This window comes from Peptoclostridium acidaminophilum DSM 3953 (assembly GCF_000597865.1).
GTDB classification, from domain to species: Bacteria; Bacillota; Clostridia; order Peptostreptococcales; family Peptostreptococcaceae; genus Peptoclostridium_A; species Peptoclostridium_A acidaminophilum.
In genome coordinates this window covers 995,796-1,011,049 of the sequence record NZ_CP007452.1, presented here as the reverse complement: position 1 = coordinate 1,011,049, position 15,254 = coordinate 995,796, and the positions used below count along the sequence as shown (strand labels likewise).

Genomic DNA, 15,254 nt, shown 5'->3' with positions numbered 1-15,254 from the left:
GAACTCATCTCCAGTCTGTAATTTTTTTGTCATATAAGTATATTATATGCCTTGAGGCTTTTTCTGGATAGATGCTCACGCGCAATATCTATATTATATTCCTCAGATTGTCGAATGACCTTTTGGCATTGTCTCTCGGCCTGACCTCCACTATATATACAACGTCATGCGATCCCATCTTCTCCATGTGTCCCTTGAAATCCACATGGCCGCTGCCTATTATCTTGTGGTCGCCGTGCTCGTTGAAATCATGCAGGTGGCAGGTCTTTATTCTTTCGAGGTTCTGTTCGAAAAAGTGCTGCTCTCCGTATCTGTTCTCGTATGAATGGCCTATGTCCCATGTCAGAAAAACATCATGCAACTCCATGATTTCAGACAGCGCCTTCTGAATGTACCATGGGAAGTAACCCGAGTTTTCTATGCATAGCTTCAGATTTGGAGCAAGCTCAGAGGCCACGCAGACAAGCGTGCCGATGCTTTCCTTTAAATTGCTCACAACCTCGCGTATATATTCATCCTGCACGTAGCCTACGCCTTCAACGAGCGTGAAATACGGCGTCGCCCCAGTGTGGAGTGTCATCCTGGAAGCGTCTATGGAGCCGGCAAACTCAATTATCTCCTTTAGCCTGCTTATGCCGGCCTTCCTGACGCTTTCATGGAGGCTCACTAGTGATATGTCCTCAGGAGCGTGAAGCGTTATTTCAATGCCGCTTTCTCTTTTGAAGCCGAGTATTGATTTTCTCTCCTCATGGCCGTATCTTTCCGGGAAAAAGCACGGCATGTTCATGCTCAGCTCCACAGCTTCAAATCCTGATAGTCTTGCATATTCAATTGCAGATATTACATCCTTTTCGCCCAGCGATGCTGCGTATCCTATTACATATCCCATATGTTCACCTCTACAGTCTTATGGCTTTTGCCCAAAGCACGTTGGCCTTTTGAACCAGCTTTGAGAGAGTGTCTTCAGAAGCCTCGTCATCAACATTCAGCACCATGAGGGCCTTTTCGCCGCGTTCATTCCTTCCTACCTGCATTGTAGCTATGTTGATGTTTTCCTCTCCGAGGACTCTGCCCACGTTTCCTACGACTCCGGGCACGTCGATGTTTTGTATGAATATCATGTGCTGGCTCGGGCATACATCAACTTCGTAGCCCTCTATTTCAACAAGCTTTCCCGTCTTCTTGCTTGATACGTTGCCAGCCAGCGTAAACTCGCCGCTTCTGTGCTTTATGCTTACTGTTATTAGCTCCGTGTAATTATTGTGGGGCACTGCGTCTTTCCTTCTTCTGAACTTAATCCCTCTCTCCTCGGCCATAAGCCTGGCGTTTATATAGTTGACGCCTTCCATTACAACCGGCTCAAGAAGTCCCTTCAGGAACGCTATGTCTATCATTTCCGTGTCCTGGTTTGCTATGCTTCCCCAGTATTTTATGTCCACAAAATCGATAGGTTCGCTGTAGAACTGGTAGTAAAGCTTTCCAAGGTCCTCCATCAGGTTGATGTAAGGCTTTATTGATTCCAGCTCGTCCCTGTGGAGAGCGGGGAGGTTGACTGCATTAGGAACTATCTCGCCGTTTAGCGCTTTTATGACTTGCTCAGCTATGCATACGCCCACGTTCTTTTGGGCTTCATGTGTGGTCGCACCTATGTGCGGCGTCACAATTACGTTCGGCAAAGTTAGCAGTGGATTGTCACCGAACGGCTCCTTTTCATGCACATCAAGCCCTGCGCTTGCAATCTTTCCGCTTGTAAGTCCCCTGTAAAGCGCTCTTTCGTCTATTATTCCGCCCCTTGCGGCGTTTACAATCCTGACGCCCTGCTTCATCATTGATATTTCATCGTCTCCTATCATGCCTATTGTTTCTGTGGTTCTGGGAGTGTGTATGGTTATGAAGTCTGCCTCCTGCAGCAGCTCTCTTAGGCTGTCCTTCTTGACGGCGCCGAATCTTTCAAATCTCTCGTCGCTAATATAAGGGTCATATGCCACTATTTTCATGTCGAAGGCTGCCATGCGCTTTGCCACAAGTGAGCCTATCCTGCCCAGCCCTATTATGCCGAGCGTCTTGCCGTATAGCTCTGAACCCATGAATTTGTCCCTGCTCCATCCGCCATTTTTCAGATGAATATCAGCCTGGGCAATGTTTCGGGCCTGTGAGAGCATCAGCCCTATTGCCAGCTCACAAGCAGACATGCTGTTGCTGTCTGGAGTGTTGGCCACTATTATGCCCTTTTTAGTGGCAGGCTCGAGCTTGATGTTGTCAATGCCGTTGCCGGCCCTGCCTATTATCTGCAGCCTTCCTGCATTTTGGAGCACTTCCTCGTCGATATACGGATTGCTCCTTACTATAAGCGCATCATAGCCCTCTATTACCTCTGCAAGCTCTTCCTTGCTTATGTTCTTTTTTATGTCCACATCGAAATATTTTTCAAGAAGGTCAATGCCTTCCTTGTTTATGGTCTCTGTGATTAGCACCCTTTTCTTTTCCATGTCTATCCCTCCATTTTGTACTTGGTATTCCGGGTTCATTGTGCATTGCCCTGTGTTTTTTTAAAGCCTGCTATGCCCTGTTCATACAATCCTCCAGCGCCTTTAGTGTCCTGTCTGCCATTTCGCCATCTATGCAGCCCATGTGGCCTATTCTTATTATCCTTCCCTTGAGAACTCCCTGTCCTCCGGATATTATTATGCCGTGCTCATTTTCCATCATGGCTTTTACTGTCTCTGCCTTTTCTCCTACATCTACCGCTGTCACCGTATTTGAAAGATAGTCTCTATGTGTGAATATTCCAAGTCCTATTTTTTCTATTCCGCTCCTGATCCTGTTTGCCATGAGCTCATGTCTTTTCCATGCGTTTTCGATGCCTTCCTCCTGTATTATCGCCAGCGCTTCATTCGTAGCCGCTATCAGAGATACTGCAGGTGTGTACGGATTCTGGGCTTTCGCCTTATTAAGGTCAGCTCTTGCCTTTTCAAAGTCCCAGTAGTATTTTGGCAGCCTTGATTCTTTCGACTTTTCCCAGGCCCTCTCACTCAGCGATATGAACGCAAGTCCCGGAGGGCTCATCAGCGCCTTTTGCGAAGCTGTGACTACAGCGTCTATTCCCCACTCGTCCATCCTCAGTTCTAATCCTCCAAGAGAGCTTACTGCATCCACTATGAGCAGCTTGTCTTCGCCGCTTAGCATCTCGGCGATTTTTTTGATGTCGTTGGCGGCCGCAGTGGAGGTCTCGTTGTGGGTTACAATAACGGCCTTGTGGGAATCCTTCAAACTTTCTTTTATGGTCTGCGGATCTGCTCCCATCCCCCAGGGCACTTCAAGCTTGTCAACGTCAAGTCCAAAAACCTGAGCTATCTTTGAGAACCTGTCTCCGAATACTCCAATGGATACCAACAGCACTCTGTCACCGGGCGAAAAGAGGTTTACAATCACAGCCTCCAATCCGCCTGTTCCGGCTGCCGGAAATGTGAGCACGTCGCTGCTTGTCTGGAATACATATTTGAGCCTCTCGCTCATCTGGGAAAGCATGCATGAAAATTCGCTTGTCCTGTGGTGCATCATGCTCTGGCTCATGGAATCCAGAACCCTCTTGGGCACGTTTGTCGGCCCAGGCGTCATAAGTAATTTTTCATTCATGGCTGTTCCCTCCAGTTAGTAAGTTATTCAATCATGTTTTATCGATATAAATAAAAAACCCCGTACTTGACCTAAGTCAAGGACGGGGATTATCCACGTGGTGCCACCTTATTTTGCCGGCTGCAGCCGGCCTCTTGATTTGATAACGGGAATCGTCCGTCAAGGGTTTCTTACCCCCTTGAAGCTCCAGGTCGGATTCAACACTCTTCACTGCCGGCTTTCACCTGATGCCGGCTCTCTGGAAGTGGATTCATGTCTACTGCTACCCTTCAGCGCAATTTCGTTTAGATTTAAAAACAAGTGTATACGAAGTCTAGTTTATTGTCAACTGTATAGCAATATTTTTTTGTTTATATTTAATTTTAGGCTCAAGCATCTATTTTTTTGCCAATTTTATACTGAATAGCCGTTTGAATGGGTAAAAATATTATTATTGTGAATATTTCTTAAGGAGGGTTTTTTTATGTTAGATTATAAATATATAAAGTGGTTCAGCGAAATAGACAAAAACGACATACCCCTGGTTGGCGGCAAAGGCGCCAATCTCGGGGAGCTTGTACAGCATAAAATAGCTGTCCCGCCGGGTTTTTGCGTGACAGCTGAGGCATATAAGGATTTCATCATGATGTCCAATTTGAGCGATGATATTGCGGCGATAATAGGCAGCATACAGTTCGAGAACACTACAGACCTGCAGATAAAAAGCTCCCGAATAAGAGATCTCATAATCGATTGCAGCGTACCCCAGGTGATAAGCAGCGAAATAGAAAGGGCTTACGAAGCATTCAGCTCAAGCATAGGTATTAGCGAGCCTGAGATAGCCGTCAGGAGCTCTGCCACTGCCGAGGATCTTCCTGATGCATCTTTTGCCGGGCAACAGGACACATATCTCAACGTATTCGGTGGCAGCAACGTAGTCGAGCATGTTAAAAAATGCTGGGCATCCCTGTGGACTGCTAGGGCGGTATACTACAGGGAGCAAAAGGGCTTTGACCATTTCGAGGTTTCGCTCAGCGCAATAGTCCAAAAAATGGTGAACAGCGAAAAGGCAGGCGTAATGTTCACAATAAACCCTGTGACTCACAATCCAGATGAGATAATGATAAACGCGAGCTGGGGACTCGGCGAGTCCGTGGTTTCAGGCGCGGTGACTCCGGACGACTATATCGTAGACAAGTCCAGCCTTGTGATTAGTGAAAAGCGCATTGCCGAGAAGCTGTCTATGGTCGTAAGAAATAAATCAAAACTTGGCACAGTCGAGGTGAGCGTTTCTGATGCTCTGGGACATGACAAGATAAACGCCGAATGCCTTACGTCCGACGAGGTGCTTGAGCTTGCAAAATCAGGAATCGAGATAGAAAACATATACGGTACTCCGCAGGATATTGAATGGGCCTTTGACGGCGACACAAGGATGCTCTATATACTCCAGGCAAGACCAGTTACAGCCTTGGATGAAAAAAGCTCCAAGCCCGAGGCAAAGCCGGTTTCCCAGAAGCTGAATGTGCTCGTGAAGGGTCTTGGCGCCTCGCCCGGAGTAGTCTTCGGAGCAGTGGTTAAAATCAAGGATATGAGCGAGCTCTCAAAAGTCAAACAGGGCGACATACTTGTAGCAGCCATGACAAATCCCGACATGGTGCCCGCCATGAGGATAGCTGCAGCCGTAGTTACAGACGAAGGCGGGCGCACATGCCACGCCGCAATTGTTTCGCGTGAGCTCGGGATACCATGTATAGTGGGCTCGAAAAACGCCACAGTGCTTCTCTCCGACGGCCAGGAGGTAACGGTTGATGCTACCCGCGGCATAGTCTACGAGGGCAGAGTCGAGCTTGAGACAAAGCAGCGAGCCCCGGAAAAGGCTGCGGCAGTTCCTTCTGTCTCAATTGACGATGCGCTCTCGAAACTGTCCCCTGTTACAGGCACAAAGATATACATGAATCTGGGCGAGCCTGAGATGATGGACAAGTACAAGAACCTGTCATTTGACGGGATAGGCCTCATGAGAATTGAGTTCATATTCAGCAACATGATAGGCGCTCACCCAATGTATCTTATAAAGACCGGGCAGGAGGAATTCTTTATAGACAAGCTAGCCGAGGGCATATCAACGGTTGCGCAAGCAGCATTCCCAAGGCCTGTAGTTGTACGGCTCAGCGATTTCAGGACTAATGAGTTCAGGGGCCTAAAGGGCGGAAACGAGGTCGAGCCTGTTGAAAACAATCCAATGATTGGCTGGAGGGGTGTGGCAAGATATATCTCACCTGAATATGAGCAGGGCTTCAGACTCGAATGCAGAGCGCTGAAAAAAGCCAGGGAAGAATTTGGGCTGACAAACATTTACGCAATGCTTCCTTTTGTCAGAACCACATGGGAGGTTGAAAAGGTAAAAGAGATAATGGCTTCCGAAGGGCTAGTACAGGACTCCTCGTTCAAGATATGGATTATGGCCGAGGTTCCTTCTGTCGTGTTTGCAGCAGACGAATTCGCCCAGCTTGTGGACGGCTTCAGCATAGGCAGCAACGATCTGACACAGCTCATAATGGGCGCCGACAGGGACTCTGGAATACTAAGCAGGATGGGCTACTTCGAGGAGCGCGCAATGTACGTCAAGCGCGCAATACAGATCCTTATAGATGCAGCCCACAGGCAGGGCAAGACTATTTCGATATGCGGCCAGGCTCCTTCGCTCTATCCCGAATTCACGGAATTCCTTGTGAATGCGGGCATGGACAGCATAAGTGTAAATCCCGACACAGTCGAGTACACCAGAAGGCTCGTGGCTTCGACAGAGCAGAGGATAATCTTAAACAAGCTCAGAAGCCTATAGCGAAAATACTTATTAAAAAATAAAGTGACGGCTGAATAAAAAGGCCCCCGAGTGAGCACAAGAAAGAAAGTGTTCATCCGGGGGTCCTTTGTTATTGCTCAAGCACGAATTCCCTGTATCTGTTGTAATCCTCATCCGAGAGCAGGGCTGTCACGCTTATGCCATTTTCAACATATTCGAAATGCTCAACCTGGCTTTTTTTCTGTATCGAGTTGAATATATCCCCTCTTTCAAAGGGAATGAGCAGCTTAGCCTTAGTGAAGCTCTTCAGGAGCTTCTTTTCAATCATGTCGACAAGCAAATCCATGTTGTACCCTGTCTTGCAGGATATGAATACCATGTCCTCCTGCTTTGGATAGTCCGCTTCAAATCCCATCTTGTCCATTTTGTTGAACACAGTTATTATGTCTTTGTCGAGCGAATCCAGCTGCTTTAGTATGTCCAGCGTTGTGTCCATCTGCATGTCGTAATTTTCATTTGAGGCGTCCACCACGTGAACTATAAGGTCTGCATATTTGACTTCCTCAAGAGTCGCCTTGAACGCCTCCACGAGGTCGTGGGGAAGGTTGCTTACAAATCCTACCGTGTCGGTTACCAGAAATTCCTTACCGCTTGGAAGCACAGCCTTTCTAAGTGTTACATCGAGTGTCGCAAAGAGCATGTCCTTTGAAAACACTTCCTTTTCTGCGCTGTATTCCCTGTGCGTTTTTATCAGACTGTTAAGCAACGATGACTTGCCTGCATTTGTGTAGCCCACCAGCGCCACTATAGGCACGTTGGCCTTCATCCTCTGGCCTCTTTGCACCTCTCTGTTTCTCCTGACATCGGCAAGCTCCTTTTTTATGTCGTTGATCCTGCCTTCTATATGCCTTCTGTCTGTTTCAAGCTTCTTCTCGCCAGGACCTCTTGTACCTATTCCGCCGCCTGTTCTTGAAAGCTGCTTGCCAAGCCCTATGAGCCTCGATCTTCTGTATTTGAGCTGTGCCAGCTCAACCTGCATCTTTCCTTCCCTCGAAAGAGCTCTTTGTGCGAATATGTCGAGTATGAGGGCAGTCCGATCCAGCACCGTCACGCCTACTGCATCCTCAAGGTTCCTGATTTGTACTCCTGAGAGCTCATCGTTGAAAACGACCATGTCAGCTTCTAATTTTTCAACGTAATCCCTGACCTCCTCGGCTTTTCCTGTTCCTATATAGTAGGCCGCGTCTCTTGAAGGCCTGTTTTGGGTAAGCCTTGCTACCACTTCGCCTCCGGCCGCCTCTACAAGCTCCTCGAGCTCGTCCATGGAGGCCTCCATTTCAAACTGGCTCTTTTTCTTTATATCAGTGATGTTGAGACCAACAATCAGTATCTTTTCCTTTTTTTCTTCCATCCCAGCCACCCCTTCCTTTTCACTAATACAATTATACACTATGCTGCATGTTTTTAACACTCAAGACGCCGATTGTTCATTTTTTTCAATGCCGGTTTTTTGATAATTAATAGGATACTGTAAAAACTTTGTATGATATAATATATCTGTTAAGGAGGGATTAAATGTCTACCGATAATTCCAATAAAAAAGTTAAGAAAAAAAGAAAATTTGGTGCAAAATCAATATTTTCAACGTTTATTGTATTATTTTTACTGCTGAGTGTATCAGCGGCGGGAATCGTTTTTGCAGTGCTTAAGAACACATCGCCAATCGATCCTTCAAATATACAGAACATGCTCGATGACAGCTCGTTCATATATGACAAGGATGGAAATCTTATTGAAAAGGTCCACAGCGAAAGCTTCAGAAGCGTTGTGTCTATCGACACTATTCCAAAGGATCTTCAAAACGCATTTATTGCCATTGAGGATGAGCGTTTCTACAAGCACCACGGAGTAGACCCCAAAAGAATAATAGGCGCAGTGGTTTACGACCTCAAGACAATGAGCAAGGCTCAGGGGGCAAGTACAATCACCCAGCAGCTGGCGAAAAACATCTACCTGACTCACGAAAAGACATACACTAGAAAAATCAAGGATATGTACTACGCGCTGGAGCTTGAGCGCTACCTGACAAAGGACCAGATACTCGAGATGTACCTGAACACCATATATCTCGGAAGAGGCGCCACGGGAGCACAGGCTGCGGCTCAGACATATTTTTCAAAGGATGTATCTGAACTGAACGTAGCGGAATGCGCAATAATAGCAGGGATTACAAAAAATCCTTCAAGGTATTCCCCTTTCACTACAGAAAAAATTGCAGCCGGAGAAAGCCTGGATAATATCCAGCTTATATTCTACCCAAATTCAACTAAGGCTGAAGCAATCACCGCTGACGAAGCTGCTCTCTTTTCGCAAATGCTGAGCAAGGGACTCATAGACAAGTTCCAGTATGACCAGCTAAGAAAAGGCGATATAGTTGTAAGAAAAGCTGTACTTAACCCTGCTTCTGTGGAAAGACAGCTTACTGTGCTTGGTAAGATGCTCGAGCTCGGATTTATAAGCCAGGAGCAGTATGACGAGGCCAAGAGCCATCCTATAGAGATAAAAATCGGCTCCAAGAGCGCTTCAGGAATATCTTCTTATTTCGGAGACCTTGTCAAAAAGCAAGTCCTCCAGGAGCTCATAACAGAGAAGGGCTTTTCTGAAGACGAGGCCAGAGACACTCTCTACAAGGGTGGACTCAGGATATATTCAACAATGGACATGAACATGCAAAAGATAGTTGAAAAGGAATTTGAAAATGCCGCAAACTTCCCCGGCTCCTTCAAGGACAGTTCGGGAACCGTGCAGCCTCAGGCCTCAATGGTTATAATGGATCCTAAAAACGGAGAGGTTAGAGCGCTTGTAGGCGGCAGGATGATAGGCGGCACAAAAATATTCAACAGGGCCGTAAATCCAAGGCAGCCTGGCTCTGCCATCAAGCCTCTTGCAGCATATCTGCCTGCACTGGACAAGGGCATGAACGCAGCGACAATAGTAGACGATTCTCCTCACTATGACAGCAACGGCAATCTATGGCCTAGAAACTACGACAGAAAATACGGCGGCCCTTCCACAATGAGAGCTCTGCTTACACGCTCATCAAACGTGGGAACAGTCAAGCTTGCCGAAATGCTCTCTACAAGCAATGACAAGTCTATAAAGACAATGATATCCTACCTCGAAAGACTGGGAATATCTACGATAGTAAAAAGCAGCGAAAATCCATCTGTAAACGACGAGAACTACTCGCTTTCAATCGGGGGTATGAGCAAGGGAGTTACAAATCTTGAACTTACCGCAGCTTATGCCGCAATTGCCAACAAGGGCGTTTATAACGAACCCATATTCTTTACAAGAGCTGAAACAGCCCAGGGAGATGTGCTGCTTGATAACAAGCCTAAGACAAAGAAGATAGTCTCTGCCCAGGTGGCTTTCATACTTCAGGACCTCATGAAGTCTGTAGTCGAGGACGGAACAGGCTCAAGGGCAAAGCTTTCAAACATGCCTGTAGCAGGTAAAACCGGTACTACTTCAAACAACTATGACGCATGGTTTGTGGGCTACACTCCTTATTATGTGGGCGCCACATGGATAGGCTCCGACCTGCCGCGGGAGCTTTCTACAGGCAGCAAGATGTCTGCGATGCTCTGGAGCAAGATTATGTCACAGGTTCACAGCGGGCTTCCATCAAAGCAGTTTGATCAGCCTGACGGAATTGTAAAAGTAAGCATATGTACTGTTTCAGGCAAGCTTGCTGCTTCAAGTTGCAGCGGCCATGTCAAATCGGAGGTTTTTGCCAGCGGCACAGAACCAAAGAGTTACTGCAGTCTTAGCCATTACACCGCCCCTGCAGAACCTGTGGAGGAACAGCCATCTGACGGCATCACTGCTGAACCGTCTCCTGACGAAGCCGAGTGGGAAGATCAGGTTGAAGAATGGCTGGGCAATGACAACAACAATAATAACGGCAATGGACATGGAAATGGCAACAGCAAGCCGCCTCAAAACAATTCTCCAGTGCCAGAAGGCTATTGATTTTTCAATAGCCTTTTTTATTTCCTTATTCTTCCTTAGCAGATAGCGCGGCAATTTTTAGAATTTTCGATTAAGTTTCAAAGCATTCTTTGTGGGTAACAAAAATACAAGAGGTTTATATCAAAAATCCAGAAAAAACAATACCACAAGGAGGAATTGCAATGAAAAAGACGCTTGATATACTTAAGTTTGCCATGGAAATGGAACAGAAGGGACAGGAATTTTATATCTCAAACATGGGCAAGGTGAAAAATCCCAGAGTCAAAGCAATATTTGAAAACCTTGCTGGAGTTGAAGAAAAACACTACAAGCTGCTGGAGCAGTATCATAAAACTCTCCTCGAAACAGGAGACTGGGAAGAATTGGACTTGGATTTATGTGAACCGTGCGCAGAAAAACTCTATACAGACATAGAAGCCCAGAGCGTCAATCTAGAGTATGATATATCTGATATTACGATACTGCGTATGGCATATCTTATTGAAAATGACTTCGCCCAGTTTTATCACAGCGCCTCCAAAAGCGTTACAAACCCCAGGGCCAAGAAACTGCTCGCCAACCTTGAAAGCTGGGAAATCCAGCACAGAGAAGCCTTCTACGAGGAATACAAAAAAGCAATGGAGCAAAACTGGTTCGACCAAAGCTTTGCCCCATTCTAATATAGTTCCATATGTAATAGTGAAAGGGACGTCCTTTGGACGTCCTTTAGAATTTTTTGACATTGTGTCTGTATGCATATATTGCAGCCTGAGTTCTGTCTGTCAAATCAAGCTTTCTAAGTATGCTGGATACATGGTTCTTTACAGTCTTTTCGCTGATTACCAGCTTTTCTGAAATATCCTTGTTGCTCAGTCCTTCAGCTATGAGAAGCAGCACCTCATACTCCCTCTTGGTGAGGCTCTCTATGCCATTTTTCATGCTGCTCTTGTCTTTTTTCTTGTTGATTTCCTTAAGGAGTTCTCCTGCAAGGCTTGGATGTATATATGTGCCCCCGTTGTACACGTTCACTATGGCTGAAACAAGGCTTGCTGAATCAGCGTCTTTAAGCATATATCCGTTGGCGCCCAGATTAAGCGTTTCTATAAGATATTCTCTTGCATCATATACTGTGAGCATTATGATTTTCACCGAGGAATCCATGTCCCGCAGCTTCCTGAGTGTCTCAATACCGTTCATGTTGGGCATGTTTATATCCAAAAGTATTACATCGAATGAACCCTTCTTGAATTTTGAAATTGCTTCGTTTCCGTCAGAAGCCGTATCCTCTACGCTAATATTCTCTTCGAGCTCTAGTATTCTTGCAATACCCTCTCTCATAAGGGCATGGTCATCTACAATCATGACATTAATGTTTTCCTTCATAGTCTACCTCCTTATTCAAAAGAGAAAAAATCCACCCTGGTGCCTTTTCCTGCAACAGATTCAATTCCTATCTTGCCTCCAATAAGCTGCATTCGTTCTTTCATGGAACCTATTCCAAAACCAGACTGCTTCTGAGGATCAAATCCTATTCCAAAGTCCTGTATTATTCCGGAAATATAATTGTCCTGTATGTCTATCCTTACCACTATCCTGCCGCCACCTGAGTACTTGCATGCGTTTATGAGCGATTCCTGAATAACCCTGTATACCGTGAGCCTTACAATAGGAGAAGTTATTTGCTTTTCACCCAGTGCAATAAGTTCAATATCTACTCCTCTTTCATTCTCAAGGTCTGATATGAGTCTCTTTATTGTAGGCAAAAGCCCGAGTTCATCGAGCGATGCAGGCCTAAGGTCATACATCACCCTTCTGATTTCGCGAAGTGTGTCCCTTAGCTGTCCTTTCATCGACTCTATTTCTTTTTTGACAAGCTCCCTGTCTCGGTCAAGCAGCTTTAAAATTATCTCTGATTTGACTATGAGCGAAGCAACGCTCTGAGCAGGCCCGTCATGAATGTCTCTTGCTATCCTGCTGCGTTCCTCTTCCTGCGCCCTTATAATTCTCACGTTTATGCTGTTTTTGTCTTCGAGCAATTCGATTGTATCCTTTACGCCGCTAAGATCTGCAACAAGAAAGTCTGTCACACTAGCCATCTTGCTCATGTAGCTTTCAGCCTTTTCAAGCATCTGAGAATTTTTCTTCATCCTGATTTCAAGCTCGTTGCGCGTCTTTATCAGGTTTTTTTCCTCCTCAGCTTTGATTGAAAGCCTTATTTGGCACTCGTTAGCCTCTTCATATGCACGCTTAATTTGCTCCTCTGAATTGGCGCCGAATCTCCTGCTTACATCCAGAAGCTTTCTCCTGCTTTTTTTTTCCTCAATCGTTAGCAGTTCAACTTCCGTAATGACCCTGGATATGTCTTTTTTGAGTTTTTCAAGCTGGACCTTTGAATCCTCGCAATCGCGTCTTATATTCTCTGATATTTCAAATATCTCATCTTGCCCATTTTGAATCGACTGGACAACCCCATCAAGAACATTTTTTATATCAAAGTCAAAGCTTTTTATTTCGTCGGTGGGCATTCTTACCATCCTGTAATTGAATATTTTTTAACTATACTATATATTATCACTATGCATGTTTATTTTACAAGGTACCAACTTCCCATTTAATCCAAATTTCGGATAGATTGGTTAGTCTTTGCTGCATGCGTCCCGAAAAAAAAGATTGTCAGATGACAATCTTTATGCATAAATTTCGCTTATTTCGGTCTGCTCGCGCTCACTGAGCACCTGTTCCAAGTCAAGTATTATAACTATCCTGTTCTGCAGCTTGCCGATTCCATTTATATATCTTCTGTCGAGACCTGTAACTATCTCTGGCGGGGGATCGATGTTAGAGTCGTCTATAGATATAACCTGTGAAGCTTCGTCAACGGCAAATCCAACGAGCTTGTCGTTCATGTTGACAACTATTATTCTGCTGCTGTCATCATAGCCCTTTTCAACAGGTATGTTGAATTTCTTCTTAAGGCTTATTATGGGAGTTATGTCCCCTCTGAGATTGATTATTCCGTCTACAAAAGAAGGTGAATTTGGTATGCTTGTGCTCTTTTTGAATTCGCTGACCTCTTTGACCTTCATGATGTCTACGCCGTATTCCTCATCTTTTATTTTGAATATTACGTACTTTCTTTCAGCCACTATTATCCCCCCATAATTATTTATATTGTTGTGTCTTATTGCTCAACTATTTTGATCGAATCCAGCTGGCTCTTCAGATTTGCTTTGACAGCGCTGACATACTCGGCTCTAAGCTTTGCTTGCTCCTGTTTTTCTGCGTCAGTAAGTCCCTGATCCTTTGATTTTTTTGCCAAGTAGTTAATCCTGGCGATTTTTTCTTCAGTTACCATAATCTCCTCCTGTTTGCACATTAAAAAAATATCTCGTTGTTTCTGAAATGTATGCGATTTTTGTATTTCTCGAGAAAATCATCAAGTCTTTCGGATATTGCTCCTATTCCTTCTCGTATCTCATTTATTCCCGTGGATGCTATGTTTATCCTGAAAAAACGGTCATCCATTGGATTGTCATAAAAATAGCTTCCGGGCATTATCAGCACTCCGTGCTCGAGCATGTAATCCCTGAAATCAGCAGCCGAATAGCCTTTTGGAAGTCCCAGGAAAAAGTTTATTCCGCCCTTTGGCATTACAAAGTCAAGCCTGCCCCCGAGCATTTCGTCAATCGCTTCTTTTGCGGCTTCAAACCTTTCTGTATATGCATTTTCTATAATTTTTAGATTCGGGCTCCACTTGAAGTACTTCATGTAGTAATACAGGGCCCTTTGCACCAGGCTTGATGTTGATATGTCGCTTGAGTATTTTGCCCAGATCACCCTGTTTAGAATATCTGAAGGCACCTCCATGAAGCCTATGCGAAGTCCAGGCATGAGTATCTTTGAAAAACTCTTTATATAGATTACTTTATCATATTTGTCGTGGGACCTCAATGTAGTGTTGTCTTCAGACTCAAATTTAAAGTCGCTTATGAAATCATCCTCGATTATATAGAAATCGTATTCTCTGGCAAGCTCAAGCAACTGAAGCTTCTTTTTGCTTGAATACGATATTCCCGTTGGATTCTGGAAATTTGGCATGACATACATGAGCTTGGGCCTTATTTTTTCGAGCTTAAGCTTTAATATCCCAATGTCTATGCCATCGTGCAGCATGGGTATGCCTATTATCTTCGAGCCCTTGTTTCTGAAGGCCTCCAACGCACCGTTGTATGTTGGCTCTTCTACAAAAACTATGTCGCCATAGTTCACCATGGACTTGCATATTGTGTCTATGCCCTGCTGGGCTCCCGATATTATCTGTATCCTGTCCGGATTCGACTCTATCCCCATACTCTTCATGTAATCGCACAATTTTTTTCTCAGGTTGTTGTACCCTAGCCCCTCGCTGTAGTTGAATATGCTGGCGCCTTCCTTTTTTAGCGCCATATCTATGGCTTTTTTGAAATCCTCGACAGGAAATATGTCCGATGACGGATTGCCCTGATGGAACCCTATCACCTTATCCGTGTGCTCTATGACCGTATTCTCGTCGAATAGGGAGAGCTCGCTCACATAAGTCCCGCTGCCGAGAATCTTGTATACATAGCCTTCGCTTTCAAGGAGCTCATATGCCTTTACTATTGTGCTGTTGTTGACCCCGAGCTGCTGTGCGTATTTTCTTATGGGAGGCAACTTTTCATGTTTTTTGAGTTTATTTTCGAGTATGAGCTTTTTTATGCTCTTGTATACCTGTATATACTTATGCTCTTTTCCTTCAAAATCGAGTCCCATCTTTTCCATGTCATCACCGCTAGAG

The 15,254-nt window shown here is 45.1% G+C and carries 12 protein-coding genes and 1 other annotated feature; of the genes, 3 read left to right on the top strand and 9 right to left on the bottom strand.

Annotated features, from left to right (window positions below; all coding sequences use genetic code 11):
* Nucleotides 1-88: 88 nt before the first annotated feature.
* The 3 genes from EAL2_RS04965 to EAL2_RS04955 form a co-directional block, all read right to left on the bottom strand.
* On the bottom strand, nucleotides 89-889 hold the full coding sequence (locus EAL2_RS04965) for a sugar phosphate isomerase/epimerase family protein (RefSeq protein ID WP_038601801.1): 801 nt from the start codon (nucleotides 887-889) through the stop codon (nucleotides 89-91).
* A gap of 10 nt (nucleotides 890-899) precedes the next feature.
* Nucleotides 900-2,489 (bottom strand): phosphoglycerate dehydrogenase, encoded by a 1,590-nt coding sequence (gene serA, locus EAL2_RS04960; RefSeq protein ID WP_025435304.1) that lies wholly within the window; start codon nucleotides 2,487-2,489, stop codon nucleotides 900-902.
* Between the two features lie 70 nt (nucleotides 2,490-2,559).
* The gene (locus EAL2_RS04955; protein WP_025435303.1) at nucleotides 2,560-3,636 is read right to left on the bottom strand and encodes a pyridoxal-phosphate-dependent aminotransferase family protein; all 1,077 of its coding nucleotides are present in this window, start codon (nucleotides 3,634-3,636) and stop codon (nucleotides 2,560-2,562) included.
* 75 nt (nucleotides 3,637-3,711) lie between these two features.
* Nucleotides 3,712-3,918: a binding site (T-box leader), on the bottom strand.
* A 181-nt stretch (nucleotides 3,919-4,099) separates the two neighbouring features.
* Here EAL2_RS04955 and ppsA point away from each other — a divergent pair.
* On the top strand, nucleotides 4,100-6,463 hold the full coding sequence (gene ppsA, locus EAL2_RS04950; RefSeq protein WP_025435302.1) for a phosphoenolpyruvate synthase: 2,364 nt from the start codon (nucleotides 4,100-4,102) through the stop codon (nucleotides 6,461-6,463).
* A 91-nt stretch (nucleotides 6,464-6,554) separates the two neighbouring features.
* Here ppsA and hflX read toward each other — a convergent pair whose 3' ends face one another.
* Complete coding sequence (gene hflX / locus EAL2_RS04945) at nucleotides 6,555-7,835, bottom strand: GTPase HflX (protein WP_025435301.1); 1,281 nt, start codon at nucleotides 7,833-7,835, stop codon at nucleotides 6,555-6,557.
* 164 nt (nucleotides 7,836-7,999) lie between these two features.
* Here hflX and EAL2_RS04940 point away from each other — a divergent pair, with 164 nt between their 5' ends.
* On the top strand, nucleotides 8,000-10,459 hold the full coding sequence (locus EAL2_RS04940; protein WP_025435300.1) for a transglycosylase domain-containing protein: 2,460 nt from the start codon (nucleotides 8,000-8,002) through the stop codon (nucleotides 10,457-10,459).
* A gap of 161 nt (nucleotides 10,460-10,620) precedes the next feature.
* On the top strand, nucleotides 10,621-11,118 hold the full coding sequence (locus EAL2_RS04935) for a ferritin family protein (RefSeq protein WP_025435299.1): 498 nt from the start codon (nucleotides 10,621-10,623) through the stop codon (nucleotides 11,116-11,118).
* Between the two features lie 46 nt (nucleotides 11,119-11,164).
* On the opposite strand, the gene EAL2_RS04930 is transcribed toward EAL2_RS04935, so the two are convergent.
* The 5 genes from EAL2_RS04930 to pdxR all read right to left on the bottom strand — a co-directional run bounded on the left by EAL2_RS04930 (nucleotide 11,165) and on the right by pdxR (nucleotide 15,238).
* Nucleotides 11,165-11,821 carry a response regulator gene (locus tag EAL2_RS04930; protein WP_025435298.1) on the bottom strand — a complete coding sequence of 219 codons (657 nt, stop codon included), beginning with the start codon at nucleotides 11,819-11,821 and terminating at the stop codon, nucleotides 11,165-11,167.
* Nucleotides 11,822-11,832: 11 nt separating this feature from the next.
* Nucleotides 11,833-12,963 (bottom strand): sensor histidine kinase, encoded by a 1,131-nt coding sequence (locus EAL2_RS04925; RefSeq protein WP_025435297.1) that lies wholly within the window; start codon nucleotides 12,961-12,963, stop codon nucleotides 11,833-11,835.
* A 162-nt stretch (nucleotides 12,964-13,125) separates the two neighbouring features.
* Nucleotides 13,126-13,584: a chemotaxis protein CheW gene (locus tag EAL2_RS04920; protein ID WP_025435296.1), complete on the bottom strand. Its 459-nt coding sequence runs from the start codon at nucleotides 13,582-13,584 to the stop codon at nucleotides 13,126-13,128.
* Nucleotides 13,585-13,619: 35 nt separating this feature from the next.
* Nucleotides 13,620-13,793 carry a DUF896 domain-containing protein gene (locus EAL2_RS15140; RefSeq protein ID WP_084480947.1) on the bottom strand — a complete coding sequence of 58 codons (174 nt, stop codon included), beginning with the start codon at nucleotides 13,791-13,793 and terminating at the stop codon, nucleotides 13,620-13,622.
* A gap of 20 nt (nucleotides 13,794-13,813) precedes the next feature.
* On the bottom strand, nucleotides 13,814-15,238 hold the full coding sequence (gene pdxR, locus EAL2_RS04915; RefSeq protein WP_025435295.1) for a MocR-like pyridoxine biosynthesis transcription factor PdxR: 1,425 nt from the start codon (nucleotides 15,236-15,238) through the stop codon (nucleotides 13,814-13,816).
* Nucleotides 15,239-15,254 lie beyond the last annotated feature (16 nt).

Bases quoted from the DNA above. Each gene is read 5' to 3' on its own strand.
- EAL2_RS04965 (WP_038601801.1), bottom strand. From the start codon at position 889: ATGGGATATGTAATAGGATACGCAGCATCGCTGGGCGAAAAGGATGTA.
- serA (WP_025435304.1), bottom strand. From the start codon at position 2,489: ATGGAAAAGAAAAGGGTGCTAATCACAGAGACCATAAACAAGGAAGGC.
- EAL2_RS04955 (WP_025435303.1), bottom strand. From the start codon at position 3,636: ATGAATGAAAAATTACTTATGACGCCTGGGCCGACAAACGTGCCCAAG.
- ppsA (WP_025435302.1), top strand. From the start codon at position 4,100: ATGTTAGATTATAAATATATAAAGTGGTTCAGCGAAATAGACAAAAAC.
- hflX (WP_025435301.1), bottom strand. From the start codon at position 7,835: ATGGAAGAAAAAAAGGAAAAGATACTGATTGTTGGTCTCAACATCACT.
- EAL2_RS04940 (WP_025435300.1), top strand. From the start codon at position 8,000: ATGTCTACCGATAATTCCAATAAAAAAGTTAAGAAAAAAAGAAAATTT.
- EAL2_RS04935 (WP_025435299.1), top strand. From the start codon at position 10,621: ATGAAAAAGACGCTTGATATACTTAAGTTTGCCATGGAAATGGAACAG.
- EAL2_RS04930 (WP_025435298.1), bottom strand. From the start codon at position 11,821: ATGAAGGAAAACATTAATGTCATGATTGTAGATGACCATGCCCTTATG.
- EAL2_RS04925 (WP_025435297.1), bottom strand. From the start codon at position 12,963: ATGCCCACCGACGAAATAAAAAGCTTTGACTTTGATATAAAAAATGTT.
- EAL2_RS15140 (WP_084480947.1), bottom strand. From the start codon at position 13,793: ATGGTAACTGAAGAAAAAATCGCCAGGATTAACTACTTGGCAAAAAAA.
- pdxR (WP_025435295.1), bottom strand. From the start codon at position 15,238: ATGGAAAAGATGGGACTCGATTTTGAAGGAAAAGAGCATAAGTATATA.